Below are 26,007 nucleotides of genomic sequence, written 5' to 3' on the forward strand. Positions count from 1 at the left end.
GTGCGCGTCGTGATCGCGGAGGATTCGGCCATCCTCCGGGCGGGGCTCGTCGAACTGCTGAACCTGCGGGGGCACGAGGTCGTCGCGGCCGTCGCCGACGGCGACAGCCTGTGCGCGGCGGTTCGCGAACATCGGCCGGACGTGTCCATTGTGGATATCCGGATGCCGCCGACGCACACGGACGAAGGGCTGCGCGCGTCCATCACGCTGCGCGCGGAGCTCCCGGGATGCGCGATCCTGCTGTTCTCGCAGTACGTCGAGACGCAATACGCGACGGAGCTCCTGGCCGATCGCGCGGGCGGCGTCGGCTATCTGCTGAAGGACCGCGTGGCGGAGGTGTCGGACTTCCTCGACGCGCTGCGGCGGGTGGCCGACGGCGAAACCGTGCTCGACCCGGAAGTGGTCAGCCAACTGTTCACCGCCACCCGGAAGACGGACGCGCTCGAGGGACTGACGCCGCGGGAACGTGAGGTGCTGGGCCTGATGGCCGAGGGGCGATCGAACTCGGCCATCGCGGCGGCGCTGTTCCTTTCGGCGGGCTCGGTGGAGAAGTACGTGTCGAGCATCTTCGGGAAGCTGGCGCTGCCACAGTCCGAAGGGGACAACCGGCGGGTCCTGGCCGTGCTGCGGTACTTGGAGTCCTAGACGAGGGCTTCCAGCTCCGCGACGATGTCCGCGAGTGGCCGCCTGGTGTCGATCTCGACGGTGGCCGACTCCCGCAGCAAAGGCTCGATCTCTTCGGTGTCGGCGATGATTCGCGCACGCTCTTCGGGGAGCTTGCCGAAGGGATTGGCGCCGCGGGTCGCGACGCGGCCGAGGATGACCTCCAGCGGGGCACTGAGCAGGACGATGTGGTCGAAGCGCGGATAGAAGTCCTGCTGGTTCCAGACGGTCCCGGCGAGGAAGAGCGGCACCCGGGAGCGTTCGTGCTCGGTGATGAGAGCGTCGATGCGGCCGGGACGCCATTGAGGTTCCCCGCCCGGCTCCTCGGCGATCCAACCGCCGACGTCGGTGTCGACGGTGCGGAAACCTCTGCGGGACAAGGCTTCGAGGACGGTCGACTTACCGGTGCCGGACATACCGGTCACCAGGATCACTGTCACGTCGGCGACTTTACTGCGCGAAAGGCCACTACCGCGGCTCCACGGGAACCCCGTCCGGCTCGGGCAGGCACAGCTGCACCCACGCGACATCCCGCCAAGCCCCGTGCTTGTATCCGATCCGCCGGTACGTCCCCACCGGCTCGAAGCCCAGCGCGCGGTGCAGCCCGGCGCTCGCGTCGTTCGGCAGCACCATCCCCGCGCAGAAGTTCCGGAAGCCGCGCGACGTCAGCTCGTCCAGCAGCGCCTGATAGAGCGCGCGCCCGCCGCCGGTCCTCCGGCGGCCCAGCTCTAGATAGATACTGACCTCGCAAGACCAGCGGTACGACGGCCGGCCACTGAAAGGGCCTCCGTAGGCGTAGCCGACGACGCGACCTTCGTCGTCTTCGAGCACAAGCCAGGCGTGTGATCGCTGCGCCTTGGCGATGCGTTCGGCCATCTCGTCCGGCTTGGGCGGCTCGGTTTCGAACGAGATCACCGTGTCGGTGACATACGGCGCGTAGATGTCCGCGCACGCCGTCGCGTCGGCTTCCGTCGCTTCCCTGATCACCATGTCGACCATAGTAACCGAGGCTGCCACTATAGTGAGCGGCATGTCGGATCCCTTGTCCGCGTCGCTCGCTGCGACGCTCCAGTCCGCAAGACTCGATCAGAATCTTTCGGCCAACGCCCTCGCCGAGTCCTCGGGGGTGTCCAGGGCGATGATCGGCAAGATCGAACGCGGCGAGGCGCAGCCGACGGCGGTCCTGCTCAGCAGGCTTTCCGCCGCGCTCGGCATGACGCTGTCCGAGCTGATCGCGCGCGCCGAACACGGCGACCGGCGGCTCGTGCGCGCCGCCGATCAGCCGACCTGGACCGACCCTGACACCGGGTACGTGCGCCGCGCGGTCTCGCCTTCGCTCGGCGGGCCGCTGGAGCTGGTCGAAGTCGTGCTGCCCGCGGGCGCCGAGGTCGCCTTCCCCGCCCACACCTACGTGCTGACCCATCACCAGATCTGGGTGCTCGACGGACATCTGCGGTTCCGCGAGGGCGACGTCGAACACGAACTCGACGCGGGTGATTGCCTGCAGCTCGGCACCCCGCAGCCCTGCGCCTACGTCAACCCGACCGGGGAACCGGTCCGATATCTGGTCGCGCTCGCCCGGCGCCACGCCTGATACTCGGACGATGCGGTCCCGGGCCCTCGCGTACGTCGCGGCGAAAGCACGCGGCGGGCACGAGGCCGGCTTGCCGGTGACCCTGCACTTCCACCCCGACAGATCCACAGTGGACGGACGTCCGCTGCTCGAAGCGATGGCCGAAGACGGCTTCTACCGCAACCAGTTCGAAACGGGGACGAGCAACGGTGGGCTCACCGCGCGGCCCGGCGGAGACCGCTGGCATTGGGAGAGCAGGATGTTCGGCGGCGCCTACGACGACGCGCCCGCGGCCGAACGGCCGAAGTACGGCGCGTTGAACTTCCGCCGCCGTCCGACCGGCGGCGCACCGAGATTCGGCTCCGCCCATTTCCGCATGGCCGCGCACACCCTCGGCAGGACGACGTTCTGCTATCCGGACAGCGTGCTGAATCCGACGGATTTCGGCTACGGCACAAGGGTTTCCGCACTGATCGAACTGGCGGCCCGAGACGACACCGATCTGCTCGACGACTACATCGAGGCGCACGTCCACGGCCCGGTGGACCTCGCGAAGGACGTCGAAGCCCTGGTTCTCGACCCGAGCCACCGCGGCGCCGAATTCGTCGAACTCGGCCGGTCGCTGGCCGAAGACGGCCACCTCGACCCGCGCGTCCTCGGCGCAGCCCGGCACCTCGACCCGCAAGCCCTCAAACGCGTCTGGCACTACGTCGCGCGCTTCGGGGCACTACCGTGAAGAGCATGTACTCCACGGAGATCGAGGTGCGCACCGGCAGCGTGGCCGTGGTGCACGACCTGACCAAGGACGCCGAAGCCTTCCTGCGCGACGCCGACGCCGAGGACGGGATCCTGCACGTCTTCGTCCCGCACGCGACGTCCGGGCTGGCGATCCTCGAGACCGGCGCCGGCAGCGACGAAGACCTGCTCACGGCGCTCGACGACCTGCTCCCCCGCGACGGCCGCTGGCGGCACCAGCACGGCAGTCCCGGTCACGGCCGTGACCACGTCCTGCCCGCGCTGCTGCCGCCGTTCGCGACGATCCCCGTGATCGGCGGGGTGATGACGCTCGGCACCTGGCAGTCGGTCTGCCTAGTGGACACCAACCTGGACAACCCGGTCCGGCGCGTCCGCTTCAGCCTGCTGGAGGGTTGACCGGCCCGGCCACAGCGCGAGCACCAGTCCCGCCACGAGCAGCCCGGCGAGCACCCACACCCCGGTCGCGACGTCCGGCGCGCCGGGCACGCCCTGCAACAGGCTCCGGAGCCCTTCCGCCGCGAACCGGAACGGCGTCCACGACCACAGCACCGCGCGGTACGCGGGGTTCAGCAGTTCCGGCACCTGGCCCGCGACGGCGGGCGCGACCAGGTACAGCGGGCCGAGGATCGCCATCGCCCGCACCCCCAGCAGCCTCAGCAGCCCGGTCTGCAGGGCGGCGAATCCGGTGGAGGCCAGGAAAAGGAAGCCGAGGACGTCCCAGCCGAGCGGGAGCGCGGAGTCCCACAGTTTCAGGAACCCGGCCAGCACGGCGGTGACCAGCACACCCGCCGAAACGATCTGCGTGAGACGCGCGGCGGGTCCCGCGTCCCGGCCGATCCGCCGTCCGGCCAGCACCAGCACGGCTCCCGCGATCAGGCAGCCGACCCACGCCAGCGCGCTCAGTGCGAGCGGCGCGACCCGAGCGGCCGCGCCGGCCGGATGCAACGTTTCGATCTTCGGCGTCCCGCCGAGAGCCTGCGCGGCGCCGGTCAACGCCTGCTGCGCGATCTGCGTCCCGGACGGGTTCACCGCCCCGGAGAGCACGACCGTCGACGGCAGTTCGAGGACGCCGTAGACCTCCTTGTCCTCCAGCAGTTTCCGGCCTTCCTCGGGTGAGGTCACCCGCCACGAGACCTGACCTCCGCCATGGGAGGCGATCCCGTTCGCGGCCGCCTGGAGCGGTCCCGGGGGCGCGGCCACGGCGAGCGGCAGTCCGTCGGGCGCGACGGTGGCCTGCGCGCCGAAGGTGAGAAAGCCGAGTACGGCGGCGACCAGCGCACCGGCCACAGCGGCTAGCAAGGCGAAGGCCCCGGCGGGGCGACGGTTCGACATGACCGTCCTCCATTTATTCGTCACTTGTTGAATTAGCTGCCAAGGTAAGCCTCGGCCGCAAAGAAGTCAACAGACGTTGAATAAGCTCACCGGTACCGTCGATCGCGTGACTACTCCGCATCGGCTCGTGCTGTGGGACATCGACCAGACCCTCGTGGACCTGCGCGGCGTGGGCGCCGCCTGGTACACGACCGCGCTCGCCGAGGTCGCCGGCGTCGAACTGCGCGCCTTGCCGAATTTCGGCGGCCGCACCGAACGCGCCATCAGCGCGGACATCCTGACCTCGCACGGCGTCGAGCCCACCGAGGAGAACGTGCGCAAGCTGTGGCTCGCGCTGATCGCGGTCTCGGAAAGCCACGCCCCGACCCTGTCTTCGAGCGGCCGGGCGCTCCCCGGCGCCAAAGACGCGCTGAACGCCTTCGCCACGCACGGCGGCATAGTCCAGACACTGGTCACCGGGAATCTGCCGGAGATCTCGGTGCACAAGCTGACCGCGTTCGATCTGCACGAGCACGTGGACTTCGAGATCGGCGGCTACGGCTCGCTCTCGGCGCACCGGCCCGATCTGGTGCCCGCCGCCGTCGGCCACGCTTCGGCGAAACACGGCACCGAGTTCGCGCCCGAGTCGGTCGTGGTCATCGGCGACACCCCGGACGACGTGCGTGCCGCGCTCGACAACGGCGCCGTCGCGGTGGCCGTGGCGACGGGGCAGTTCAGCGCCGAGGAACTGGCCGACGCGGGCGCGCACACCGTGCTCGGCGACCTATCCGACCTGGTAGCGGTGCGTGCGGCCGTGCTCGGAGGCGCCAACTAAGCTCGTTTCATGGCATACCCAGGCGGCGGCAACGGCTGGCCGGAGCAGCAACCGCAGCAGCCCTATCAGCAGTACCCACCGCAGCAGGGCTACCCGCAGGATCCCCAGCAGCAGTACCAGGGTTACCAGCAGCAGGGGTTCCAGCAGTTCCCGCAGCAGACGTACCAGGGTTTCGCGCCGGAGCCGCCGAAGGGCGGCAAGAAGGGCCTGTGGATCGGCCTCGGCGCGCTCGTGCTGGTCATCGCCGTCGGCGCCACGCTCTTCTTCGTCCTGCGTGACGGCGAAGAGCCGCAGCCTCAAGCGGCACCGCCGTCCTCCTCCGCGCCCGCGCCGCCGCCGCCGTCGTCCTCGACGACGAAACCGCCGTCGTCGAGCAGCGGTGCGCCGAAAGACAACAAAGTGCCCTCGACGACGCCCGGCTGGCAGGGGATCCTGTCGGTCAAGGACAACACCGCCTATGACCTGCCCGCGTCGGGCTGGGAGACCGAGCCGGGCCAGATCGTCGGCTACAACGAGGGCGAATTCAAGATGGTCATCCACGAGGCGTCGACGTACAAACTCGGCGCCTGCCCGGAGGTCCGCGGGTCGAACCGCGGTGTCGTCGGCTTCGCCACCGCGGACCAGATCCCGGTCGAGAACGCCGCCCGCGGCGCCGTCCGGCTCTGGATCCAGGCCGCCACCGGCAAGCCCGAAGTCCCGCTGCCCGACATCACGCAGGTGCCGATCGCGGGCGGCTCGATCCAGGCGGTCAGCTCGACCGGGACGTTCACCCCGGCCGAAACCGAGGAATGCCGCGCCCCGAGCGTGAAAGTCACCTCCGCCGCGTTCAAATCCGGCGACCAGACCATCTGCTTCGTCATGGCCATCGACCAGGGCACCCCGGACGCGCTGACCGAGGCGGACGCCCAGAAGATCCTCGCGAGTCTGAGGCCTCGGCAATGACCGGCCCCGGTGGGCGCATCGACGAACCTCGGCAGTGGTTCGTCGATCCGCTCACCGGGCAACCGCTCGAAACCGAATCCGAACAGACGAGGCCGCTCCCGGTCGTCCGGGACACCGTTCCGCCACGCCGTCGCCTGCGTCTCAGGCCGACGCTGGGGATCCTCGGGCTGGTACTCGTCCTCGCCGTCGGCACCATCGCCACGTATCAGGCCAAGACCGCGCCCCCGCCGCCGTCCGCCCACGATCTCGTCCTGCCCGACCCGGTGCCCGCCACCCGGATCGAGCCCGTGATCGCGGGCTGGCAACCGGTGCTGTCCGACGATCACCCGCTCGTCTACGACGTGCCGCCGGACTGGAAACTCGAAGAGCCCGACGTCGCCATCGGCTACGAAACCCCGTCCGGCGATCTCCTCACCTTGCAGGGCGTCGCGCGGTACCGGCACGCCTTCTGCCCCGGCTCCGATCTCTCGGCGCGCGCGATGGCGGGGTTCACCACCATCGACGAGGGCGAGGTCGGCGGCCTCACCCAGGCCGCCGAGGAAACGACGATCCGCTGGGCCGAAGCGGCGTACGGACACGGCCCGAAGACGGAGATCGGCAAGGCCGGGCCGGTGCCCGTCCTGGACGGCGGGACGACCGCCACCGCCGTGACCACCACCGTCGTCCCCGCGCCGGACGGGCCGTGCCCGGCGCCTTCGGTCGCGATCACCGCGATCGCCCTCCCGCTGCGCGCGCTGCCCGGATCGGGCCGCTACCACGTCCTTCTGGTACTGGCGGACCAGGGGATCCCCGGTGCGATAGCCAGCGGCGTCGTCCTCAAGATGGGTGAGAGCATCCGTCGCGAGTAGCACTCCCCTAAGGGAAATATGGGTCCCGTGCCGGATGTGTCCGGGGGCCTCCCGCCCTTAATTTGAGTTCCATGCCAAAAGGGGGAAGCGGGACGGCCGCGCCGGGCCGGACGCGCAAGATCGCCACGGTGCTGAGGCACCGGCTGCCTTTCACGAGCCTCGTCACGCTGACCATGCTCGCGCTCGCCTTGGCCACGGGCGCGCTCTGGTCGGCCGCCGAGGACCGCGCGGTGTACCCGTACATCGCGTATGGGCTGCCGTCGCTCGAAGCAGGCCGGTGGTGGACCTTGTTCACCGGACCGCTGTTCGCGGTCGTCCCGCTGTACTACCTGCCGATGGTGCTCAGCTTCGCGTTGTTCGCCGGGTTCGCGGAATGGCGGCTCGGCACGCGCCGGGCGATGGCCGTCGCCATCGGCGGCCAGTTCGTCAGCGTGCTGGTGGCGGTCCAGTTCCTGGCCCTGAGCCGCAATTCCGGCTGGGAATGGGCGGAACGCGTCGCGGGCAGCCTCGACGTCGGGTTCTCCGGTGGCGCGCTCGCCGCGGTCGCGGTCGCCAGCGCCACCCTGCGCCCGCCGTGGCGTCTGCGCCTGCGCGCCGGGCTGTGCGTCTACGCCGGCGTCGCGATCATCTTCGTCGGCACGCTCGCCGACCTCGTGCACTTCTTCGCCCTCGTCCTCGCGCTGCCGTTCGGCCGGAAGTTCGTCGGTGCCAAGGAATCCTCGCGCGAACGGCGGCCGAGCCTGCGCGAGTGGCGGTTCTACGTGATGGCCGGTCTGCTGGTGCTGACGGTCGCCGAACTGGTGATGTCCTTCGTGCCGGGCAACGGCCCCTTCGGTTCGTCCGAAGAACTTTCGCTGTCCACCTGGGAAGTCGTCGTCCTGTGCCTGATCGTGGTGCCGATCATGAACGGTCTGCGCAAGGGCAGCCAGGTCGCCTGGTGGTGCGCGATGATCCTGACGTCGTTCGTCATCCTCCAAGTGATGGTCTACGGCGGGGTGCTGACGCTCGCTGAGATCTTCGGCGAGGACGCCGGCGTGGTGGACCCGCCGCTGTTCTTCGTGGACAACCTGCTGTGGACGGTCGAATTCGCGCTGCTGGTCTCCTCGCGCGGCGCGTTCCGCGTGCCGTCGCGGCGGAAGCGCCGCCGTCTCGGCCGGATGGGCAACCCCGCGCTGGCCCGCACACTGCTCAGCCGTCACGGCGGGAGCACGCTTTCGTGGATGACGACCTGGCCGCAGAACTCGTACTTCGTGGCCGCGGACGGCAAGTCCTACCTCGCCTACCGGCGCCACGCCGGGGTGGCCATCGCCCTCGGCGACCCGATCGCCCCGGACGGCGCCGCCGACCGGACGATCGCCGAGTTCATCGCGATGTGCGAGAACACCGGTCTCGTGCCGTGCCTGTTCTCCGCCACCGGCGACACCACCGCCAAGACCGACGAGCTCGGCTGGAAGCAGGTCCAGGTCGCCGAAGACACCCTGATCGAACTGGAAACGCTGGAATTCCGCGGCAAGCGCTGGCAGGACGTGCGGACCGCGCTCAACCGCGCAAAGAAGGACGGCATCGAGTTCCGGCTCGTCCGGCTCGCCGACCAGCCGCGCGCGGTGATCTCGCAGGTCCGCGCGATTTCCGAGGAGTGGATCGGCGACAAGGGCATGCCGGAAATGGGCTTCACCCTCGGCGGCGTCGACGAGGCGATGGACCCCGAGACCCGGGTGGGGCTCGCGGTGGACGCCGACGGCGTGGTCCACGGCGTGACGTCGTGGCTGCCGGTGTACACCGGCGCGGGCGCGATCGGCGGCTGGACGCTCGACGTCATGCGCAAACGCGCCGACGGGTTCCGTCCGTCGATGGAGTTCCTGATCGCGTCGTCGTGCCTGGCCTTCCGCGAGGAAGGCGCGAAGTTCGTTTCGCTGTCCGGCGCTCCCCTGGCGAGCTCCGGCGAACCGGCGCACGCCGTCGAGCGGGTGCTCGACGCGCTCGGCACGATGATGGAGCCGTTCTACGGCTTCCGTTCCCTGCACGCGTTCAAGGCGAAGTTCCAGCCGCGCCACGTGCCGCTGTACCTGGCGTTCCGCGACGAGGCGGATCTGCCGCGGATCGGGATCGCGCTCGGCCGGGCCTACCTGCCGAACACCGGCCTGCTGCGGCTGGCGAAGCTCGCGAGGTCGGGCAAGAAGCCTCAGCGCAGGGTCGAAGGCGGCGGCGTGATGGTCTTGCGGTCGGCTTCCGGGACACCGCGGTAGGTCTTGAGGATCTTCAGGATCAGCTCCCGGTCCGCTCCGCCCGGCGCGTCCTGGCCCGAATAGACGGCCAGGGCCGCCGAGGCTTCGCCGAGCTGGGGCGCGATCACGCCGACCAAGGCGCGGTGGGCGCCGCACGCTCCCGGCGGGGTGACGACCTCCGCGAGGACGATGCTCGCGGGGACCTTCTTGCCGGTACCGAGCGTGAACTCGGTCGCTTGGGGCGGTTCCGCGGTGATCTTGGCCGTCAGCGGGCCGTTTTCGGGGTTGTAGGCGCTGACGGCGAGGTCGTCGACCGCCTTCTTCGCCGCGGCGGCGGGGTCGGCTAGCTTGATGTTCGCCACGCCGCTGCCGCCGAGCCTGCTTCGCTTCTCTTGCGGGCAATAGCCTTCCCCGACGAAGGCGCTGGCGACCATGGTGATGCCCGGGACCTGGGTGCCCTTCTCCCAGCCGTGGATCGTGCCGGGTTTCGGCGTCCAGTTCGGCGGGACGTCGTAGGCGTAGACGCCGTCCTTCCCGGCCACCGACTGCCAGCCCGCGGTCACCGGCGGCGCGACGACCCGAGGCGAAGGCGTGTAGACGACCGGGGCCCTGGTCGTGGGCGCGCTGCTCTCCGACGACCGGTCACCGTTGTTCGCGAGCGCGGCGACCGCGATGACGCCGATCGTCGCGAAGAAGCCGTACATGGCCCTTCGCCCGCTGCGCGACATCGGCTGCTTCGCGGGCTTCTCCGGCTCTGGCTCAGGAGCCGGGGGCTCGGACGCGGGCGTGTAGCCGGACGAGTCCGAGGGCTGATAGCCCCCGAACCCGTCCAGCGCCGCGTTGTCCTCGTAGCCCGGGGAGTCCCCGCGCTTCTTGCCGAACACAGCGTCCTCCGTCGGGATTGCGGTGCGTATATCGGGGGATCCAGGTTTCTGCCGGCAAGGCGCCGGTTCGTCCTCGTACCGGGTCGTACTCGGGCGGACCGGCGACGCAGCCGGCAGGAAGCTGGGCCGCCGAGATACGTGCCGAAGTCCCGACGGTGGACGCTATGAACGGACGAGCTTGACCAGGTGCTCCACGACCGCGTCGACGGCGATCTCCTCGCGGTCGCCGGTGCGGCGGTCCTTGACCTCGACGACACCGTTCGCCAGGCCGCGCCCGACGACGAGGATCGTCGGCACACCGACGAGTTCGGCGTCCGCGAACTTCACGCCCGGGGTGGCCTTGCGGTCGTCGAGGACGACCTCGATCCCGGCGGCGTCCAGTTCGGCGGCGAGCTTCTCCGCGCCCGCGGCGACCGTCTCGTCCTTGCCCGCGATGACGACGTGCACGTCGAACGGCGAGACCTCGCGCGGCCAGACGATGCCGAGGTCGTCGTGGTTCTGCTCGGCGAGCACGCCGACCAGCCGCGAGACGCCGACGCCGTACGAACCCATGGTGATGCGGATGGGCTTGGAGTCCGGGCCCAGCGCGTCCAGCTCGAACGCGTCCGCGTACTTGCGGCCCAGCTGGAAGATGTGCCCGATCTCGATACCGCGCGCGGCGACCAGGGTGCCCTTGCCGTCGGGCGACGCGTCGCCCTCGCGGACCTCGGCGGCCTCGATCGTGCCGTCACCGGTGAAGTCGCGGCCCGCGACCAGGTCGACCACGTGGTGGTCGCGCTCGTCGGCACCGGTGACCCAGGCGGTGCCGTCGACGACGCGCGGGTCGAGCAGGTAGCGGACGCCGTTGTCCTTCAGCGCCTTCGGGCCGATGTAGCCCTTGACGAGGAAGGGGTTCTTCGCGAAGTCGGCCTCTTCGAGCAGCTCGAACTCGGCGGGCTCGAGCGACGCTTCGAGACGCTTCGGGTCGACCTCGCGGTCGCCGGGGAGGCCGATGGCCAGCAGCTCCCACTCCTTCGCACCCGGCTGACGGGTCTTCACCAGGACGTTCTTGAGCGTGTCCGCGGCGGTGAAGGCGCGGCCGAGGTCGGCATTGTTCAGGAACGCGACCAGGGACTCGATGGTCGGGGTGTCCGGCGTGTGGTGGACCTTCGCCTCGGGCAGACCCTCGATCGGCTTCGCCTCGGGAGCGGGCGTGGTGACGGCTTCGACGTTGGCCGCGTAACCCGATTCGGTGCTGCGGACGTAGGTGTCCTCACCTGTCTCGGCGACGGCGAGGAACTCCTCGGAGGCCGAGCCGCCCATCGCGCCGGAGGTCGCCTTCACGACGACGTACTCGATGCCGAGGCGGTCGAACAGCTTGGTGTAGGCCTGGCGGTGCAGCTCGTACGACTTGCTCAGACCCTCGTCGTCGAGGTCGAAGGAGTAGGAGTCCTTCATGACGAACTCGCGGCCGCGCAGGATCCCGGCGCGGGGGCGCGCTTCGTCGCGGTACTTCGTCTGGATTTGGTACAGGACGACCGGGTAGTCCTTGTACGAGCTGTATTCACCCTTCACGGTGAGCGCGAAGAGCTCTTCGTGCGTCGGGCCGAGGAGGTAGTCGGCGCCCTTGCGGTCCTTGAGGCGGAACAACGCGTCGCCGTACTCGGTCCAACGGCCGGTGGCCTCGTAAGGCTCCTTCGGCAGCAGCGCGGGGAACTGGATCTCCTGCGCGCCGATCGCGTTCATCTCTTCGCGGACGACGTTCTCGATCCGGCGCAGCACCCGCAGGCCCAGCGGCAGCCAGGAGTAGCCACCCGGGGCCACCCGGCGGACGTAGCCGGCGCGTACCAGGAGCCGGTGGCTCGGTACCTCGGCGTCCGCCGGATCCTCACGCAGGGTGCGAAGGAACAACGACGACATCCTGGTGATCACTTCTGGGCTCCTCGCTGGAATTACGTGCTTAGACGTTCTGCGCAGCGTAGTCACCCCGCCCCGGGCCGGTTCAACCGGTTATCGCGGGCGCCCGGTTTTGTCGGTGGGCGCCGCTAACGTGCCGTCATGGGCATCGAACTGGGCATGATCACGATCGACTGCGCGGATCCGCGCGGGCTCGCGGCGTTCTGGACGAAGGCGCTGGAGGTCGAGGTGGATCAGGACCACGGCGGCGAGTTCCTGATCCTGCGCGCCAAGAAGGAGAACGGGCCGGTGTTCGCCTTCCAGCGGGTGCCGGAGGAGCGGGCCGGCAAGAACCGGGTCCACGTGGACTTCGGGACCGACGACATGGAGAAGGAGGTGGGACGCCTGATCGGATTGGGCGCGAAGAAGCTGGACGAGCACAAGATGCCGGGTTTCGCCTGGACGGTGCTGGCCGATCCCGTCGGCAACGAATTCTGCGTCGCGACCCACGAGGGCTGACGGAGGTCGCGATGGCCAGAATGGCGGCATGACGGAGCGAGCCATCCTGCCCTGGTCCGACATCGAGCTGCCCGAAGGGCTGAGCGCGCGGCTCTACGACGGCTTGGGCCCGCTGCCGGACGCGGGCCTCGATGACGTCGAGGTGTACGTGCTGCCGTACGACACCGGCGCCGAGCCGATGAAGCTGCTCTCGCGGCTTCCGTCGCTGAAGCTCGTGCAGGCGTTGTCGGCCGGGGTGGAGAAGCTGATCCCGCTGGTGCCGGCGGGGGTGAAGCTGGCCAACGGCCGCGGCCTGCACGACCTCAGCGTTGCCGAGCACGCGCTGGCGCTGATCCACGCTTCGCAGCGGGATCTGCCGCGCTGGTTCGCGCAGCAGGCGACGGCGTCGTGGCAGCGCGAGCACACGCGCTCGCTCGCCGACAGCCGGGTGCTGCTGGTCGGCCACGGCTCGATCGGCCAGGCCATCGAGCGGCAGCTGGTCGCGGCCGAGGCGATCGTGACCAGGGTGGCGAGCACGGCCCGGCCCGCGGAGCGGGTGCACGGCGTCGGCGAACTGGCCGAGCTGCTGCCGTCCGCCGACATCGTGGTGCTGATCCTGCCCGAAACGCCCGCGACCATGGGCCTGTTCGGCGCCGCGGAGCTCGCCGCGCTGCCGGACGGCGCACTGGTGGTGAACGTCGGGCGAGGCTCGGCGATCGACACTGCTGCGCTCACGGCCGAGACCGCCTCCGGGCGGTTGCGCGCCGCGCTCGACGTCGTCGACCCGGAACCGCTGCCCGCCGGGCATCCGCTGTGGAGTTCGCCGGGAGTGATCATCACGCCGCATATCGCGGGCGGATCGGCGTCGTTCTACCCGCGCGCGAAGCGGCTGGTCGCCGAGCAGCTGCGCCGGTACGCCGCCGGGGAAGAGCCACTCAACCTCGTGAGGGGCTAGGTCGGTCCCGCAGTGCCGCCACCCCGCGCCCGAGGCGTTGCGAAAGCCACTTTCGCAACCTTCAAGGTTGCGAAAGCGGCTTTCGCGTCGTGATCGGTGCCCCGATGCCTCGCCAATCCGGGGCAGTAAGGCGAACAGAGCACCACCAACAAGACGCGAAGGGGCCTTTCGCCGCATCGGACGCAGCGAAGGCTCCCTTCAGCCCAGCCGACGACCACGCCACTCTCGTGAGTGTTAAGGACGGTTAGAGCGGATCGGCATTTGTCCACCCACTCCTGAGCAGGGCGACTGTCGAGCTTCGCGCGGGTCTCGGGGCTCGGCGTGCCAGGTGCCGACGATGTAGGAATCGGGACGTTGAGTGTCCTAATTCCTGCATCGTCGAGGGGTTGCTCAGGTATAGGAGCTTGATCAACGGAAGATCGGGGACGTTGAATGTCCCGAATCCTCCGTTGATCAAGGTCCAGAACCGCCGCCGAGCCACTCACGAGCAGCCCGGGCAGCTACTGCCAGTGGGTCCGGTAAGCGAGCCACTCCCGCATGGCACCCGCGAGACGGCGCTGCGCCGCACGCACCCCCGTCGTCGCGGGCGGTTCCGGCAACCGGCAAGCGCGTTCGGCGTGCCCGGCCAGCGCGACACCGAAAGCGGTGACCGCCCAGACCGGGACGCCGGTCAGCACGGGGCGGCGGCGGAGCAGCCGGTCGACGTCGGCGGGCTCGTGCCCGGCGTCGAGCAGGTACGGGACGAGCGCGACGAGATCGAGCCAGCCCGCGCCCCTCGCCGGGTAGCGCCAGTTGGTGACGAGCACCCGGCCCGGCCCGGTCCGCACCAGGTACTCGGGCTGGATGTCGTTGTGCAGCAACGTGTCTCCGGCCGACCAGGGATGCCACGACGTCTCCAGCTGGACGAGCCGGTCGAGATTGCGGACGGCCCATTCGTCGAGGTCGTCGGGACGTTCCTTCGCGAGTTCGTGCCAGCCGCGCAGGAGCGGGCCGAGATCGTCGAGCGCGTCCGGCACGTCGGGCAGCGGACACGGGGTGAGCGTGCGCCCGAGCGCGCCGAAGGTGGCCAGCACCGCGGAGAGGTCCGGTGATCCGGGGCGCAGGTTCGGCCTGGTGCCGTCGAAGTCGGCGAACACGAGCACCAGCCATTCACCATCCACAAAGGACAGCAGCTTCGGCGTGGGCGCCTCCGTGGGAAGCCGTCGCGCGATGGCGGCCTCCGTCCGGTAGCCGCCCGCGCGCGGGCTGCCCGCCGGGATCGCCTTCAGGAAGACCCAGCGGTGACCGCGTTCGAGTTCGAGCCGCGCCGAGACACCGCCGTCGAATTCCGGGGTCTGCCACAACGAACGACGGACCGCCGACCCGAGCTCACGCTCGACGGCGTCACGCGTCGCCGAGGGGAGGTCGTGCCAGCCGAGGCGTGCGGAAACCGGCAACGCCCTACCACCCCCAGCGATCTCTCCGAGAAGATCGACTGTACCGAAATCCACCCTTTCGGGTGACAACCGGTCAGGTCGGAACGGGTTTCACGTACCCGGCCCAGCGCTGGAACTCGCTGAACCCGACCCGTTCGTAAACCCCGAGAGCGCGGTGCGTGTTGTCCTGGTCGACGTTGAGCGAGGCCCGCTGGAAACCCTTGGCCTTCGCCTGGACGAGCGTGTGCCCGAGCAGCGCGCCCGCGATCCCGCGCCCGCGCAGGCTCGCGTCGGTCGCGACGTGGCTGACGTACAGATCCTTCACGCCCGTGGCGGCCTCGTCGGAGGCGAAGAACGCGCTCAGCACCATCGCGACCACCCTGTCCCGCTCCGGGCTCAGCAGGAGGAACGACAGGTCCGGCTGGAAGTCCTTCGCGCCGACCACCAGATGCCGCCACGCTTCCGGCGACTGCTCGGTGCTCCCCCAGTGGTCGGCGAAGGTCTCGTTGCGGGACCGCAGCGTGAGGGCCTCGTACTTCTGCTCGTACGCGACGAGCGGGAACTCCTCGGGCAGCGGTTTCGCCGGCGGGATCGAGCCGAGGTCCGCTCGCATGTCGACGAACCACCGGGCGTGCTCGTACCCGCCGTCCACGAGTACCTCGGAGAGCCAGCGCTGTTTGGTGTTGGCCGCGGCGTGCAGTTCCAGCGGCACGTCCGGATGGGACTTCGCGTGGAGCGCCTTGCCCGCTTCCTCGAACCAGCCGATGAGGTGCGCGGCGATCGCGCCGTCCCGGTAAGCGGGGTGGACGAGCGTCTCGACCCGCATCATGTGCACCGGATCCGCCGCGTCGCGCTTGCGGAGCAGACCGTAGGCGACCAGCGTGTCGCCGTCCCACGCGCTCGTGGACGCGGTCGGCAGGTCGACGGTCGGCGTACCGATCTCTTCGGCGAGATCCTCCGCGCTGTAGTGCTCCTCGATCGGCTCGACACGCTCCGCCTCGGCGAAGGTCTCCGCCAGTGCGGGCATGTCGTCCATGGTCAGCGGGCGCCAGGTCAGGCTCATGCGGACGAGGCTAAGCCCGCGCCTCGGGGTGACGCACCCCATTTAGTTACGCTTCCGTGGTGCTCGTGCTCCTCCCCCCTTCCGAGACCAAGGCCGCCGGCGGCACCGGCGCGCCGCTGGACCTCGACGCGCTGTCGTTCCCCGAGCTGAACCCGACCAGGGCGAAGCTGGCCGACGCGCTGGCCGACCTGGCGGGCGACGTCCCGGCCAGTGTCGCCGCGCTCGGTATCACGCCGCGGCAGGCCGACGAGGTCGCGCGCAACGCCGAACTGTGGACCTCGCCCACGATGCCCGCGCTGCGCCGCTACACCGGAGTCCTTTACGACGCGCTCGACGTGAAGTCCTTCACCAAGGCGACGCTGGCGAAGGCCGAGAAGCGCCTCGCCGTGGCTTCGGCACTGTTCGGGGTGGTCGCGGCGACCGACCCGATCCCCGCGTACCGGCTCTCCGGCGGCAACGCCCTGCCGTCGCTGGGGACGGTCCGCAGCGTGTGGAAGCCGATCCTCGAACCGGTGCTCCAGGGCATCGACGGTCTCGTAGTCGACCTCCGTTCCGGCACCTACTCGGCGCTGGCGAAGCTCCGCCCGGACGCGGTGACCGTGCGCGTCGTGACCGAGGACGCGAAGGGCAACCGGACCACGGTGAGTCACTTCAACAAGGCGTACAAGGGACGGCTGGCGGCCGAGCTGGTGAAGTCCCGCAGCGAACCGTCCACTGTGGAGCAACTGATGCGCGTGCTGTCGAAGGCCGGGCTCGACGTCGAACGCACCGGCGACCACAGTATCGAGCTGTTGACCGGCGACGGAGCGCATTAGTTCCGTACCCCTACGGGCTTCTTCCTCGGTTGTTCCTCCAGGCGCGGATGCGGAAAGTGATTTCCAGCCACCTGGAAAGGAACCACCGTGAACAGAAGACAACGGCTACTGGGGATCGCCACCGCCACCCTCGGCTGCCTCTCGGTCCTCCTGCCCGCACCGGCGGCCGCCGCGAACCTGCCCGCCGTCACCCCGACGGATCAAGCGGTCGTCCCCGGTGGACTGCACACGAACTCCATCGGCGGCACCCCCGCCTCGGTCAAGGACTACCCGTTCATCATCGCGGGCCTGCGCGAGGGTGGGACGCGACCGCAGGGGCAGACCTGCACGGGCTCGGTCGTCGCGCCGCGCAAGATCCTGATCGCCGCGCACTGCAAGGACGCGGCCGGGGAGAAGTCGTTCCTCTACGGGCTCGACGACCTCAACTCCGGTGGCGGAACACGGATCGGCGTCGTCAGCTACGAAAAGCACCCGAAGTACGTCAACTTCGACCAGGGCTACGACGTCGCGGTGGTCACCACCGACGCCGACATCCCGGTGCCGGGCGGCCAGTACGCGAAGGTCGCGACGTCGGCCGACACGGGCCTGAACCAGCCGGGCAAGTCCGGGCTGGGCCTCGGTTACGGCAAGAAGGACCACAACGACGACACCCGGAACGTCGAACTGCACAAGTTCACCCTGCCGATCGTCCAGGGCAGCAACTGCAACGGTGTCGGCGCGGGCTTCAAAGACGCCACGATGATCTGCAGCGGCTACAGCGACGGCCGCGTCACGATCCTTCCGGGTGACAGCGGCGGGCCGCTCATCGTGGACGGCAAGATCGTCGGCGTCGCGTCGTGGAGCCGCAGCGACTTCAAGTGGTACAGCGTGTACGGCAGGCTCAACAACGAGATGGGCGACTGGGTCAAGCAGCAGATCGGCGAGCCGCAGAACCCGGAGACGTTCTCGCTCGCGGTGACGCCGTCCTCGCTCAAGGTCGAGCCGGGCAAGTACGTGTCGGCCACGGTGACCAGCAAGCCGGGCAAGAACGGCGCGGAGAAGGTGGATCTCAGCGCTTCGGGGCTTCCGGAAGGCGCGACGGCGACGTTCCAGCCTTCGTCCATCACCTCGGGTGAGTCCGCGAAGGTGAGCATCGAGGTTCCCGCCGGGACGGCCGAAAAGGACTACGCGGTCGCGATCTCGGGCAAGGGGACCACCGACACCGCGACCACGAACCTGACCCTGACCGTCGGCGACGGCGCGCCGCAACCCGGTGACCTGAAGGTGGGCCTGAGCCCCACCAGCGGGACTTCACAACCCGGTTTCTTCAGCAATGTCACGGTTTCCGCCACCGGCGGCACGGGCACGATCACGCTGTCGGCGTCCGGGCAGGGGCTGCCGTTCGCCCCGTTCTTCAACCCGAAGACGATCTCGAGCGGCGGCAGTTCGACCATGCAGGTGGTCGCGCCCTTCCAACGGGGCACGTATCCGGTGACTGTCACCGCGACGGACTCGGCGGGCAAGACCGCCACCGCCACCTACACCCTCACGGTCCAGTAGCGAGTGTCATGAAAGGGTCGTTCAGGACATATTTCGTCCTGAACGACCCTTTCATGACATCTCAGGACCGGGCCAGCACCGCCATGGCCGCGTTGTGCCCGGGGATACCGGAGACGCCACCGCCCCGCACGGCGCCCGCACCGCAGAGCAGCACCCGCTCGTGCGCGGTCTCCACGCCCCAGCGGCCCACCTGATCGGCATCCGCGGCATAAGGCCACGAGAGGTCCCGATGGAAGATGTGTCCCGCGGGCAGCCCCAGCTCGGCTTCGAGATCCAGCGGCGTTTTCGCCTCGACGCACAACCGGCCGTCCGGCGCGCGCAGCACACAGTCCTCGATCGGCTCGGCCAGCACACTGTCCAAAGAGGACAAAGTCGCGCGCAAAGCCTCGTCGCGCGCGGCATCGTTGCGCCCCTCGAATAGCCGCGCGGGCATGTGCAGCCCGAACAGCGTCAGCGTCTGCACCCCGGCGGCTCGTTCGGCCGGGCCGAGGATCGACGGGTCGGTCAGCGAGTGACAGTAGATCTCGCACGGCGGCAGCGACGGGATCCGGCCCGCCTCGGCCTCGGCGTAGGCCGTCGCCAGCTGCTCGTAGCTCTCGTTGACGTGGAAGGTCCCGCCGAACGCCTCCCGCGGATCGACACCCGAATCGCGCAGCCGCGGCAAGCGTGACAGCACCATGTTCACCTTGAGCTGCGCGCCTTCCGGCGCTTCCGGCGGCTCGTCTCCCAGCAGCCGCGCGAGCGCCCGCGGCGCGACGTTCGCCAGCACGTGCCCGCCACGCACTACGAACTCGTCGTCGCCGAGCCGGTAGCGCACTGTGCCATCGGGGTCGATCGACGACACTTCGGCGCCGGTCGTCAGCCGTGCTCCGGCGGAAGACGCGGCCGACGCGAGCGCCCCGGTCACCGCGCCCATCCCGCCCACCGGCACGTCCCAGTCGCCGGTCTCGTTGCCGATCACGTGGTAGAGCAGGCAGAGATTCTGCCGGAAATCACCGGCGCCGGCGAAGGTGCCGATCAGCGCGTCGGTCAGGACGACGCCGCGCACGGTGTCGTCGCCGAACATCCCGGTGAGCGTTTCCGAGATCGGCCGTTCGAACAGCGCGTCCCACGCATGGCGCTCGATGCCCGACCGCAGTTCCTCCTTGGAGACCAGCGGCTCGGTCAGAGTGGGGAAAGTCCGTTTCGCGACCTGGAACGTCATCGCGTAGAACCGTTGCCACGCCTCGAAGTCCTTTGTGGACCCGGTGAGCGCGGAGAACGACGCCGAAGTCCGGCGGTCGTCGCCCGTGTCGACAAGGAGACCGCCGTCGCCGACCGGGGTGTACGACGACATCCGCCGCCGGCGGAGATCCAGGCCGAGCCCCAGCTCCGCGACGATCTTGCGGGGCAGCAGGCTCACCAGGTACGAGTACCGCGACAGCCGGACGTCGACGCCGGGGAACGCCCGGAAGGAGACCGCCGCGCCACCGACCTCGTCGCGCCGTTCCAGCACGAGCACCGAGCGGCCGGCCCTGGCCAGGTACGCCGCCGCCACCAGGCCGTTGTACCCGCCTCCGACGATCACGGCATCGTAGGACTCCATCCAAGACCTCCCAGCGAAAACGACAGTGCGCCGCGGCCATCGTGACCGCGGCACACCGCCGTTCGCAAGGACTCAGAAGGTGATGGAGAAGCCTTCGATCGTCCCGGTGTCGAACCGGTAGACGTCGCGGACCCGCAGTTTCCAGGTCCCGTTCGCCGGTTCGGACGAGGCGTTCACCGTGTACGACGTGTGCACGCCGCCCGCCTCGCCGATCCCTCCCGCCTGCTTGAGGCCGAACACCGCACCGCTCGGCCCGATCAGGTCTATCGCCAGGTCACCGGTGTAGGTGTGCGCGATGTCGACCTTGACCGGCAGCGTCGCCGACGCCTTGCCGTCGCAGCCTTCCTGCGTCACCGAACTGGTCACCGCGTCACCCGCGTCCGGAATGGACACCGGTGTCGTGTTGGATTTGGCCCCGCACGCCGGGGTGGGGCCACCGCCGCCGATGAACGACACGTTCAGCAGCTTGTTGACCGTGCCGGACGGCAGTCCCTTGAGCACGCCGTCGGAGGCGTTGTTCACCAGCGCGTCCCGCGTCTGCTGCGCGGTGGCGCCGGAATTCGCGGCGAGGTACAGCGCCGCCGCCCCGGCCACGTGCGGCGTGGCCATCGACGTGCCGCTCATGTTCGCCGAACCACCGTTGGACGTGGACAGCGACGTGATGTTGCTGCCAGGGGCGAAGATGTCCACGCACGAACTGTGGTTGGAGAACGAGGACTTGTTGTCACTGCTGTCCGAGGCGCCGACCGTGATCGCCTCGGGGATGCGAGCGGGGCTGACGTTGCAGGCGTTCTGGTTCTCGTTGCCCGCCGCCACCACGTAGACGAAGCCCGCCGCGATGGACTTCTTGATGACGTCGTCGCCGAGCCCGACCTGGTCCATCCGCAGGCTCAGGTTCGCCACCGCCGGTTTGGTGCCGTTCGCGGTGATCCATTCGGCCGCGTCGACGATGGCGGAGTCCGGCCCGTTGCCCGAACAGTCGTTGCCGAGCACCTTCAGCCCGACCAACTTGACCTTCTTGGCCACGCCGTAGGTCTTGCTGCCGATGGTGCCCGCCGTGTGACTGCCGTGCCCGTTGCAGTCCTTCCCGTTGCCGCCCACGAAATCCTTGCCGATGGACGCGCGCCCCTCGTACTCCGGGTTCTCCGGGTTGATCCCGGTGTCGAGGTCGTACGCGGTGACGCCCTCGCCCGTGTTCGGGTACGTGAAGCTCTTGTCCAGCGGCAGGTTCTTCTGGTCGACGCGGTCGAGACCCCAGGTCGGGTTGGTCTGCGTACCGACGGCACGCGCGGTGCCGTCCTGGTAGACCGCCTTGACCGCCGGGTCGGCCGCGAGCCGCCGGGCCTGCTGCTCGGACATTCCCTTGACCGAGAACCCGCGGAGCACGTTCTTGTACGCCGACCGGACTTCACCGCCGTAGCGGCCGGTCAGCGCGGCCGAGGACTGCTCGACCGCCATGGTCCCGACATCGTGGAGCACGACGATGTACTGCCCGCCGTAGTGCTGCTTCGCCTGCACGACAACGCCTTCCGCCGGAGCGGCGAGGGCGTTGCCCGCGGCGAGCGCGGCCAGCGCGGTGGCCGCGATGGCCACCACACCGGCGCGCACGCCGCGGCGCATCAGAGACCCGCCACGTTCAGCAGCTTGTTCGTCGAACCGGAGCCCGGGCTCGTCACGACGCCGTTGGTGGCGGCGTTGGCGAGACCGGAGGCCACGGCGGCGGGGGTCGCCGACGGGTTCGACGTCAGGTAGATCGCGGCCGCGCCGGCGACGTGCGGCGTCGCCATCGAGGTACCGCTCATCTGCTGCGTGCCGCCACCGTTGCGCAGGGAGGTGATGCTGGTGCCCGGCGCGAAGATGTCGGTGCAGCTGCCGTAGTTCGAGAACGAGGACCGGCGGTCGTCGCTCTGGGTGGCGTTGACGGTGATGGCCTCACGCACCCGGGCCGGGCTGGTGGAGCAGGCGTCCGTGTTGGAATTGCCGGAGGCCACGGTGTTCGTGATGCCCGCCGCGACCGCGCGGCGCACGGCGGAGTCCACCCCGGAGTCGGCCGGGCCACCGAGGCTCATGGTGAGCACCGACGGGCCCTTGGCGTTCTTCACGACCCAGTCGATCCCGGAGATGATCTGCGAGTACTGGCCGCTGCCCTGGCAGTTCAGCACGCGGACCGAGACGATCTTGGCACCCTTGGCCACGCCGTAGGTGGCGCTGCCGACCGTGCCGGCGACGTGCGTGCCGTGCCCCTGGCAGTCGCGGGCGTCGCTGTCGTTGTCGATGAAGTCGTACCCGCTGGTCGCGCGGCCGCCGAATTCGGTCTGGCGGTAGTCGACCCCGGTGTCGAGGACGTAGACCGTCGCCCCGGAACCGGTGTTCGGGTAGGTGTACTTCTTGTCCAGCGGCAGGTTCTTCTGATCGATCCGGTCCAGGCCCCAGGTCGGGTTGGTCTGGGTGCCGAGCAGATGCGCGACCGCGTCCTGCTGGACGAAGTCGACGTTCGGGTCGGCGGCGAGGCGTTTGGCCTGCGCCTCGGTCATCTTCGCCGAGAAGCCGTTCAGCGCGGCGGTGTAGGTCGCCTTCACCTGGCCGCCGTACTTGGCCGCGAGGCCCGCGTCGCCGCTCTTGAGTGAGACGATATACCCGTCCGTGACGGCCCCCGGCACACCGGCACCGCGGATCTGTCCCTCGGCGGCCGCGGCCGGTCCGGCGAAGGCCACGGTGGCCGCCGCGCAGGCCCCGGCCAGCACCGCACCCGCGATCCGGTGACGTCGAAGTTCTCCACGCATTTCCTGAGCTCCGTTCACTCGAACAGGTGGTTCGCGCCGGCGAAGGTCCAGACCGGCGCCGTGACGTGCAGTCACGCTGGAATCACTTTCGGGTGGCGGGACCTGCGCGAACAAGCGAGGCAACGGTCCGTAGGACTACGTATCTAATGGCGGAATACACCGTCCCTACGAAAGTCGGGTGACCGTCCGAGCGGGTTCCGTGATCATCGGAACCGCGCTTAAGCTGCGTTCACTCGAACGGTGTGGTTCGTGAAGCGGGGGTGACCCGGCATGGTGATCGGTGGCTGCCGACGCAGGACGAGTTCGCCGGTACTCGTCGGCCGTGAGGCGGAATTACGCGAGCTCCTCGACGGCGCGTTGCGCTCGCCGTCGGTGATCATGCTCGAAGGCGAAGCGGGGGTGGGCAAGACCCGGCTCGCCACCGAGTTGCTGTCCTGTGCCGAATTGGCCGGACGGCCGGTCCTCACCGCGACCTGCCAGCCGCTGCGTGAGCCTTTTCCGTACGGCGTGGTCTTCGACGCGCTGAAGGACGTCCGCCCGGCGCGTGAACTCAACCCGGTGACCGGTGTCCTCGCGCCCTACCTGCCCGAGCTCGCGGCATTCCTGCCCCAGCCGCCACCGCGCCCGGCCGACCCGAGGGCCGAACGGCACCAGCTCTTCCGCGCCGTCCGGGAACTGCTCGGCTCGCTGGGCCCGCACGTCCTGCTCATCGAAGACCTCCACTGGGCGGACGACGGTTCCCGCCGCCTGCTGCGATTCCTGATGACCGAGCCGCCCGCCGGCCTGACGCTCCTGCTCACCTACCGTCGCGAGGAGACCCCCGGCGGCATCCCGCTCGGCAGTGCCTACCGGCCCGTGCCCGGCACGGCGCACGCGCTCGTCACCCTCCGGCCGTTGGACCGCGACGGCGTCCAGGCACTGGTTTCGGCACTGCTCGGCGAGACCAGCGTCTCCGCGGAGTTCGCCGCGCGACTGCACGAGCGGACCGCGGGGATCCCGTTCGTGGTCGAGGAGATCGTGCACGCGATCGGCGGCGTCGAAGGCGCGGTGCACGCCGACGGCGCGACCGCGCGGCGTCTGCTCGACACGGTCGAAGTCCCGGCGCTGCTACGGGAAGCGACGGTCGAACGCCTGATGGCGCTGCCGCCCGCCGCCCGGCGGATCACCGAGGCCGCCGCCGTCCTCGGCACACCGTCCACTTCGGACCTGCTGGCCGCCGCGGCCGCGCTCGCCCCGGAACGCGCCCGCCGCGCGCTCGTCCTCGCGCTCGAACGCAACGTCCTCGTGGAGTCCGGCGAAGGTCTGTACGACTTCCGGCACGCGTTCGCCCGGCAAGCCGCGTACCTCACCATTCCCGGCCCCGATCGCCAGGAACTGCACCGGCGGGCCGCACGGCTGCTGCGCGACCGGCTCCCGCAGTCCTTGGTACGGCTGGCCGAACACTGCCGGAAGGCGGGTGACCGGGCCGGTGCCCTGAAGTACGGCGAAGCCGCCGCGGATCAGGCGTCGACGGTCGGCGATCTCGCCACCGCGACCGATCTGCTCCGCACCCTGCTCGACGAACCGGGCCTCCAACCGTCCGATGTGGACAGAATCGCGGTCAAGTTCAGCTCGGTGGCGTGCAACGGACTCGCGCAGACCGAAGTCGTCCCGGCGCTGGAGCGGTTGCTCACCGACGGCAGGCTGTCCGGGCGCCTGAGCGGCGAGGTCCGGCTGGGACTCGGGCTCCTGCTGGTGCGCCAGGCAGGTGGCTTGGAGGCCGCGAGGACCGAGATCGAGATCGCCGTCAACGACCTTTCCGACCGGCCGGACCTGGCAGGCCGCGGGATGGGCGTCCTCGCCCAGCCGTGGGTCGGCGCGACCCCGCTGCGGGAGCACCGGCGCTGGATGGACCGGGTGGACGAACTCATCGACCGGGCCACCGACCGGCGGCTGAAGATCATCCTGCTGGCCAACAACGCGGCGTCACGGCTGCACATCGGGGACGCGCGCGGCTGGGACATGCTGGACCGGGCGCCCACCACCGTCGGTTCCGCCGACGAACAACGGCATCTGGCGCGGCTGCACTGCAACAGCGCCGACGCCTGCGCCTGGACCGGTCACCACCGGCGGGCCAGGAGCCTGCTGCGCAGCGGGATGCAGCTCGCCGCCGACTGCGGGGCGCCGTACGTCGTCAGCACCGCCCGCGCGACCGCCGTACACACCGACTGGCTCACCGGGAACTGGGACGGCCTCGCCGAACGGGCGGACGCGCTGATCGACGAGTACCGCGACCTCCTGCCGGTGACCAGCGAACTGTGCCTGGTGCTGGGCCTGCTCGCCGCCGCCCGCGGCGAATGGGACGAGGCCGCGGCCAGGTTCGCCGGTACCGCGGCCGATCAGCCTGAGAACGCGTTCACGCCGGTCGCGATCGCCGCGCACGCCGGGATGTCGGGCATGCTGCTCGCGCAGGATCTCGGCGAGGCCGCGGTGACGCAGGCCGAGAAGGGACTGGAACTCCTGCGCGCCAAGGGTGTCTGGGCCTGGGGCGCCGATCTGGTGATGGCCGCAGTCGACGCCTATTGCGCCACCGGGCGGGACGCCGAGGCGCGAGCGCTGACCGACGAATTCGAAACCGAGGTCGGCGGCCTCGACGCACCGTCGACCCGGGCCGCGCTCGCCGCGAACCGAGGGCTCGTCGCGGCGTCCCGCGGCGACCACGAGGAGGCGATCGAGGCCTTCGAGCAGGCTCGGACCCGGTTCGATGCGCTCCCCGCGCCCTATCACGCGGCGCTGATCGCCGAACGGGCCGCGCGCTGCCGCCTGGCCCGCAACGAGGACGTCGCCGAGACTTTCGCGGCACTCGCGGAGACCTTCGACCACCTCGGCGCCACACGCGACGCCGCCCGCTGCCGCCACGCCTTCCGGTCCACCGGCGCCGTCGCCCCCTCGCGGCGCGGCCGCCGGGGTTACGGCGACGAGCTGTCCCCGCGCGAGCGCGACGTCGCCCGCCTGCTGGCCGCCGGGCACACCAACCGGGAGATCGCCGAGGTGCTGTTCCTGTCCCGGCGCACGGTGGAACAGCACGTCGCGAGTGTGCTGCGGAAGCTGAAGGTGCGGTCGCGGAGCGAGCTGGCGGGATTGCGGTCAGCCTAGGCGCGTCGTGAGTGGTCAGGACGGTTCTAACCGTCTTTACCGCTCACGAGGCGCCCAGCACCGGCGTTTACCCGTGATCGACCGGACGACACGCGTGATCCAGCGGACGCCACGCGTGATTGGAGGGACGTCACGATCGCGGCGTCCGTCCAATCACGCTTGTCGTCCATCCAGTCACGCGAAACCGCCACCAGCGCACCGGCCGGAAGTGCCCGAGACACGTACCAGAATTAAATCGGTTGCGTGGCCCGAAGGGGTCGGGGATGATCGTCCGCGATCCGGCAGGGAGCCGGTGGATGCGACTGGG

Annotated in this window: 23 protein-coding genes; 13 read left to right on the plus strand and 10 right to left on the minus strand. The window is 69.9% G+C overall.

The window, feature by feature from the left end:
• The gene (locus tag AORI_RS70135) at positions 1–645 is read left to right on the plus strand and encodes a response regulator transcription factor (RefSeq protein WP_016336141.1); all 645 of its coding nucleotides are present in this window, start codon (positions 1–3) and stop codon (positions 643–645) included.
• Here the strand turns inward: AORI_RS70135 and AORI_RS70140 are convergent.
• Positions 642–1,103, minus strand: a complete 462-nt coding sequence (locus AORI_RS70140; RefSeq protein ID WP_167337778.1) for an AAA family ATPase — start codon at positions 1,101–1,103, stop codon at positions 642–644. The genes AORI_RS70135 and AORI_RS70140 overlap by 4 nt on opposite strands.
• Positions 1,104–1,131: 28 nt before the next feature.
• A complete protein-coding gene (locus AORI_RS70145; protein WP_016336143.1) occupies positions 1,132–1,662 on the minus strand; it encodes a GNAT family N-acetyltransferase in 531 nt (176 codons plus the stop codon).
• Between the two features lie 31 nt (positions 1,663–1,693).
• Here AORI_RS70145 and AORI_RS70150 point away from each other — a divergent pair, with 31 nt between their 5' ends.
• From AORI_RS70150 to AORI_RS70160, 3 genes are read left to right on the plus strand one after another with little or no spacing between them, the layout of a single operon-like run.
• Positions 1,694–2,257, plus strand: a complete 564-nt coding sequence (locus tag AORI_RS70150) for a helix-turn-helix domain-containing protein (protein ID WP_016336144.1) — start codon at positions 1,694–1,696, stop codon at positions 2,255–2,257.
• 10 nt (positions 2,258–2,267) lie between these two features.
• Positions 2,268–2,972 carry a DUF3626 domain-containing protein gene (locus AORI_RS70155; RefSeq protein ID WP_016336145.1) on the plus strand — a complete coding sequence of 235 codons (705 nt, stop codon included), beginning with the start codon at positions 2,268–2,270 and terminating at the stop codon, positions 2,970–2,972.
• 5 nt (positions 2,973–2,977) lie between these two features.
• A complete protein-coding gene (locus tag AORI_RS70160; protein ID WP_043848289.1) occupies positions 2,978–3,388 on the plus strand; it encodes a secondary thiamine-phosphate synthase enzyme YjbQ in 411 nt (136 codons plus the stop codon).
• Here the strand turns inward: AORI_RS70160 and AORI_RS70165 are convergent.
• A complete protein-coding gene (locus tag AORI_RS70165) occupies positions 3,326–4,324 on the minus strand; it encodes a YhgE/Pip domain-containing protein (protein ID WP_016336146.1) in 999 nt (332 codons plus the stop codon). The two genes, AORI_RS70160 and AORI_RS70165, sit on opposite strands and share 63 nt — an antisense overlap.
• Before the next feature lie 127 nt (positions 4,325–4,451).
• Between AORI_RS70165 and AORI_RS70170 the strand changes: the two genes are divergently transcribed.
• From AORI_RS70170 to AORI_RS70185, 4 genes are all read left to right on the plus strand, one after another.
• The gene (locus AORI_RS70170; RefSeq protein WP_016336147.1) at positions 4,452–5,138 is read left to right on the plus strand and encodes an HAD hydrolase-like protein; all 687 of its coding nucleotides are present in this window, start codon (positions 4,452–4,454) and stop codon (positions 5,136–5,138) included.
• Positions 5,139–5,147: 9 nt separating this feature from the next.
• On the plus strand, positions 5,148–6,080 hold the full coding sequence (locus AORI_RS70175; RefSeq protein WP_016336148.1) for a DUF8017 domain-containing protein: 933 nt from the start codon (positions 5,148–5,150) through the stop codon (positions 6,078–6,080).
• Positions 6,077–6,928, plus strand: a complete 852-nt coding sequence (locus AORI_RS70180; protein ID WP_016336149.1) for a DUF8017 domain-containing protein — start codon at positions 6,077–6,079, stop codon at positions 6,926–6,928. Before AORI_RS70175 ends, AORI_RS70180 begins: the two co-directional genes overlap by 4 nt.
• A gap of 71 nt (positions 6,929–6,999) precedes the next feature.
• Positions 7,000–9,174: a bifunctional lysylphosphatidylglycerol flippase/synthetase MprF gene (locus AORI_RS70185; RefSeq protein ID WP_016336150.1), complete on the plus strand. Its 2,175-nt coding sequence runs from the start codon at positions 7,000–7,002 to the stop codon at positions 9,172–9,174.
• Here the strand turns inward: AORI_RS70185 and AORI_RS70190 are convergent.
• A complete protein-coding gene (locus AORI_RS70190; protein WP_043848290.1) occupies positions 9,111–10,037 on the minus strand; it encodes a DUF8017 domain-containing protein in 927 nt (308 codons plus the stop codon). The genes AORI_RS70185 and AORI_RS70190 overlap by 64 nt on opposite strands.
• Before the next feature lie 162 nt (positions 10,038–10,199).
• Positions 10,200–11,948 (minus strand): proline--tRNA ligase, encoded by a 1,749-nt coding sequence (locus AORI_RS70195; RefSeq protein WP_016336151.1) that lies wholly within the window; start codon positions 11,946–11,948, stop codon positions 10,200–10,202.
• Between the two features lie 126 nt (positions 11,949–12,074).
• Here AORI_RS70195 and AORI_RS70200 point away from each other — a divergent pair, with 126 nt between their 5' ends.
• Together AORI_RS70200 and AORI_RS70205 are read left to right on the plus strand one after the other, a co-directional pair.
• Positions 12,075–12,431, plus strand: coding sequence for a VOC family protein (locus tag AORI_RS70200; protein ID WP_016336152.1), 357 nt, complete (start codon positions 12,075–12,077; stop codon positions 12,429–12,431).
• Between the two features lie 28 nt (positions 12,432–12,459).
• Positions 12,460–13,365 (plus strand): 2-hydroxyacid dehydrogenase, encoded by a 906-nt coding sequence (locus tag AORI_RS70205; protein ID WP_016336153.1) that lies wholly within the window; start codon positions 12,460–12,462, stop codon positions 13,363–13,365.
• 500 nt (positions 13,366–13,865) lie between these two features.
• On the opposite strand, the gene AORI_RS70210 is transcribed toward AORI_RS70205, so the two are convergent.
• Both AORI_RS70210 and AORI_RS70215 read right to left on the minus strand, forming a co-directional pair.
• Positions 13,866–14,801, minus strand: coding sequence for a phosphotransferase family protein (locus AORI_RS70210; RefSeq protein ID WP_016336154.1), 936 nt, complete (start codon positions 14,799–14,801; stop codon positions 13,866–13,868).
• A 73-nt stretch (positions 14,802–14,874) separates the two neighbouring features.
• Positions 14,875–15,843, minus strand: coding sequence for a GNAT family N-acetyltransferase (locus AORI_RS70215; protein ID WP_016336155.1), 969 nt, complete (start codon positions 15,841–15,843; stop codon positions 14,875–14,877).
• 59 nt (positions 15,844–15,902) lie between these two features.
• Between AORI_RS70215 and yaaA the strand changes: the two genes are divergently transcribed.
• A complete protein-coding gene (gene yaaA / locus AORI_RS70220) occupies positions 15,903–16,658 on the plus strand; it encodes a peroxide stress protein YaaA (protein ID WP_043849083.1) in 756 nt (251 codons plus the stop codon).
• 87 nt (positions 16,659–16,745) lie between these two features.
• On the plus strand, positions 16,746–18,197 hold the full coding sequence (locus tag AORI_RS70225) for a trypsin-like serine protease (RefSeq protein ID WP_016336157.1): 1,452 nt from the start codon (positions 16,746–16,748) through the stop codon (positions 18,195–18,197).
• A 61-nt stretch (positions 18,198–18,258) separates the two neighbouring features.
• Here AORI_RS70225 and AORI_RS70230 read toward each other — a convergent pair whose 3' ends face one another.
• The 3 genes from AORI_RS70230 to AORI_RS70240 all read right to left on the minus strand — a co-directional run bounded on the left by AORI_RS70230 (position 18,259) and on the right by AORI_RS70240 (position 22,565).
• Positions 18,259–19,782 (minus strand): phytoene desaturase family protein, encoded by a 1,524-nt coding sequence (locus AORI_RS70230; protein WP_016336158.1) that lies wholly within the window; start codon positions 19,780–19,782, stop codon positions 18,259–18,261.
• A 72-nt stretch (positions 19,783–19,854) separates the two neighbouring features.
• A complete protein-coding gene (locus AORI_RS70235; RefSeq protein WP_016336159.1) occupies positions 19,855–21,402 on the minus strand; it encodes a S8 family serine peptidase in 1,548 nt (515 codons plus the stop codon).
• Positions 21,402–22,565: a S8 family peptidase gene (locus AORI_RS70240; RefSeq protein ID WP_016336160.1), complete on the minus strand. Its 1,164-nt coding sequence runs from the start codon at positions 22,563–22,565 to the stop codon at positions 21,402–21,404. The genes AORI_RS70235 and AORI_RS70240 overlap by 1 nt, the downstream gene beginning before the upstream one ends.
• 270 nt (positions 22,566–22,835) lie before the next feature.
• Here AORI_RS70240 and AORI_RS70245 point away from each other — a divergent pair, with 270 nt between their 5' ends.
• Positions 22,836–25,700: an ATP-binding protein gene (locus tag AORI_RS70245; protein WP_016336161.1), complete on the plus strand. Its 2,865-nt coding sequence runs from the start codon at positions 22,836–22,838 to the stop codon at positions 25,698–25,700.
• The last annotated feature ends 307 nt before the right edge of the window (positions 25,701–26,007 follow it).

The sequence above is a fragment of the Amycolatopsis keratiniphila genome (assembly GCF_000400635.2).
GTDB lineage: Bacteria > Actinomycetota > Actinomycetes > Mycobacteriales > Pseudonocardiaceae > Amycolatopsis > Amycolatopsis keratiniphila.

Coding starts and splice junctions, on each gene's coding strand:
- AORI_RS70145 (WP_016336143.1), bottom strand. CDS start 1,662: ATGGTCGACATGGTGATCAGGGAAGCGACGGAAGCCGACGCGACGGCG.
- AORI_RS70150 (WP_016336144.1), top strand. CDS start 1,694: ATGTCGGATCCCTTGTCCGCGTCGCTCGCTGCGACGCTCCAGTCCGCA.
- AORI_RS70155 (WP_016336145.1), top strand. CDS start 2,268: ATGCGGTCCCGGGCCCTCGCGTACGTCGCGGCGAAAGCACGCGGCGGG.
- AORI_RS70160 (WP_043848289.1), top strand. CDS start 2,978: ATGTACTCCACGGAGATCGAGGTGCGCACCGGCAGCGTGGCCGTGGTG.
- AORI_RS70165 (WP_016336146.1), bottom strand. CDS start 4,324: ATGTCGAACCGTCGCCCCGCCGGGGCCTTCGCCTTGCTAGCCGCTGTG.
- AORI_RS70175 (WP_016336148.1), top strand. CDS start 5,148: ATGGCATACCCAGGCGGCGGCAACGGCTGGCCGGAGCAGCAACCGCAG.
- AORI_RS70180 (WP_016336149.1), top strand. CDS start 6,077: ATGACCGGCCCCGGTGGGCGCATCGACGAACCTCGGCAGTGGTTCGTC.
- AORI_RS70185 (WP_016336150.1), top strand. CDS start 7,000: ATGCCAAAAGGGGGAAGCGGGACGGCCGCGCCGGGCCGGACGCGCAAG.
- AORI_RS70200 (WP_016336152.1), top strand. CDS start 12,075: ATGGGCATCGAACTGGGCATGATCACGATCGACTGCGCGGATCCGCGC.
- AORI_RS70205 (WP_016336153.1), top strand. CDS start 12,460: ATGACGGAGCGAGCCATCCTGCCCTGGTCCGACATCGAGCTGCCCGAA.
- AORI_RS70215 (WP_016336155.1), bottom strand. CDS start 15,843: ATGAGCCTGACCTGGCGCCCGCTGACCATGGACGACATGCCCGCACTG.
- AORI_RS70230 (WP_016336158.1), bottom strand. CDS start 19,782: ATGGAGTCCTACGATGCCGTGATCGTCGGAGGCGGGTACAACGGCCTG.
- AORI_RS70235 (WP_016336159.1), bottom strand. CDS start 21,402: ATGCGCCGCGGCGTGCGCGCCGGTGTGGTGGCCATCGCGGCCACCGCG.
- AORI_RS70240 (WP_016336160.1), bottom strand. CDS start 22,565: ATGCGTGGAGAACTTCGACGTCACCGGATCGCGGGTGCGGTGCTGGCC.
- AORI_RS70245 (WP_016336161.1), top strand. CDS start 22,836: ATGGTGATCGGTGGCTGCCGACGCAGGACGAGTTCGCCGGTACTCGTC.